The sequence below is a fragment of the Pseudomonas meliae genome, from assembly GCF_001400515.1.
GTDB lineage: Bacteria > Pseudomonadota > Gammaproteobacteria > Pseudomonadales > Pseudomonadaceae > Aquipseudomonas > Aquipseudomonas amygdali.
In genome coordinates this window covers 1-1,604 of record NZ_LJQT01000018.1, presented here as the reverse complement: position 1 = coordinate 1,604, position 1,604 = coordinate 1, and the positions used below count along the sequence as shown (strand labels likewise).

Genomic DNA, 1,604 nt, shown 5'->3' with positions numbered 1-1,604 from the left:
GCCCTTTTTGTTTTCAGCGTCCGCAGGATTCGATCGCGGCAAAAGTGAGACTTGTGTCACGGCACGGCGCTTGCTACAAAGATGACAGAAAAGTGCCATCATTTTGATGGCGCTGAGGGTGGAGGGATTCTCCTGTGTCTGCTGTCTTATCTCTATTGCAAAGCCGTCTGCTGCGCCCGGTCTTCATTGCCCTGGGCATTGCCCTTTTGGTGCAGGTCATCGTGGCGGTTGCTCTTACCCGGAGCACAGTCACAGCGCTTGAGGCTGACCTTGCCAATCGCCTTGGGGTAGATTCGCAACATCTTTCCTCCGAGCTGGAGCTGGCGAGTAGCGAAGTGACGTCGAGCCTCGACTCGCTTTCAGCCAGTACGCGTCAGCGCTTGAGCGTCGGACTTTCTACCCGCCTGAAGGAAGAGCAGGCCCAACTGCGTGCCACGCTGGAAAAAGACCTGAGAGAGTCCGCCACTGACATGGCCGAGCTACTGGCTGCGGTTGCCCCGCGCGCCATGTGGGACAACGACACGCCAACCCTTTCCGAATTTGCCCGACGCGCCCAACGCAATCCCAACGTGTTGTTTGTGGTCTATGACGACGCCGCAGGTGAGCACCTTACGCGGTACATGAACCGCGATAACCCGCTGGTCAAGGCGCTGCTGGCCAAGGGTGAAGGCGAGCGGGCGATGGACAAGATCCTCAATGCCGCGAAAAACGACCCGTCGGTGTATTACGTCGAGGCCTCTATCAGCCCTAACGGTGTCGAGATCGGCAAGGTGCGCATGGGAGTGTCGACGGCAACGGTCGAGGAAAATCTTGCTGCGCTGGACAAGCGTTTCGCCACCCTGATAACCAGTGGCGAGCAACTGGTTTCCGACAGCCTTGCCAGTGCCTCCAAAGACAGTTCGACCGCCTTGCGCACGCGCTTGCAATCCGCTCAGACGGCGGGTGCTGCAATGACCACCAATACACGTGTGGCGGTTCAGGAAGCCGCCGAAACGTTGCGCTGGCGGATCGGCATGGGGGTGGCGCTGGTCGGCCTGGGCGTACTGCTGTTACTGGCGGTGGTGCTCGGGCGTCGAGTCGTCAGCAAGCTGCATCTGCTGATCGCTGCGCTCAATGATCTGGCGGCGGGTGAGGGCGACCTGACCAAGCGCGTCAAGCTGGACAGTAATGACGAAATCGGCGACATGTCGGCGGCGGTCAATCGCTTCATCGACAAGTTGCAGCCTATCGTTCGTGAGGCGGGCGAGGTGGCGCAGCGCACCGGGCAGGAAATCGGCGTCATGAGCCAGCGCAACGCCGGCGCCGATGCTGCAGCCGAACTGCAGCGAGACGAAGTGGCGGCCAGCCTCAAGGCGCTGGAGCAGATGGCCGATGAGGCGCAGTCGGAAAGCCAGGCGATGCAGGCAGCCCTGCGTCAAGTGGTCGATATCAAGCAGGCGACCGATGAAAACACCCGCACGTCCAATCAGGTCGGCGGTTTGATCGAGGCGCTGGCCGGGCAGGTCGAAACCGGTGCGCAGGTCATCGAGCGTCTGGCGCAGCAAGGCCAGCAGATTGAGGTTGTGCTGGAAGTTCTCCACGGCATTGCCGAACAAACCAACCTG

Annotated in this window: 1 protein-coding gene; it reads left to right on the top strand. The window is 60.7% G+C overall.

Annotation, left to right across the window (positions count from 1 at the left end):
• Positions 1 to 134: 134 nt before the first annotated feature.
• The coding region (locus ALO64_RS00545; RefSeq protein WP_054991638.1) for a methyl-accepting chemotaxis protein at positions 135 to 1,604 on the top strand (1,470 nt) is incomplete at its 3' end.